We start from the raw sequence: 354 nt of genomic DNA, 5'->3' as shown, positions 1-354 counted from the left end.
TGCCGGTGATCTCGAATGGGATCAGTGATGGTCTGGTGACGGGGCCGGTTGCGGAGCGGTCCGGGGGGAGGCGGGTCATCATCGTGGCGAGCCTGGAGAACCGTCGCAAGGACATCAACCGCGCGGTGCGGGCCATCGCCGGGATCGAGGGTGCCAGCCTGAGTGTGGTGGGGGAGGGGCCGGACCGGGCCGAGATCGAGGCCCTGATCGCTGAGTTGGGGGTGGCTGATCGGGTGGAACTGCTCGGCAGGCGGGCGGATGTGCCGGAGTTGTTGCGGCAGCATGATGTGTTCTTGTCGACCTCGAGGGTGGAGGGGTTCGGGTTGGCGGCGGCTGAGGGGATGGCGGTGGGGT

At 68.4% G+C, this 354-nt stretch carries 1 protein-coding gene; it reads left to right on the top strand.

Going from position 1 to position 354, the window contains the following annotated elements; genetic code table 11:
• Positions 1-354, top strand: a 354-nt coding sequence (locus EII34_RS15790; protein ID WP_185711408.1) for a glycosyltransferase, incomplete at both ends; no start/stop codon positions are given.

This window comes from Arachnia propionica (genome assembly GCF_003859805.1).
GTDB classification, from domain to species: domain Bacteria; phylum Actinomycetota; class Actinomycetes; order Propionibacteriales; family Propionibacteriaceae; genus Arachnia; species Arachnia propionica_C.
Note: the sequence above shows the minus strand (reverse complement) of the source record. Positions and strands in the feature narration are given on the sequence as shown.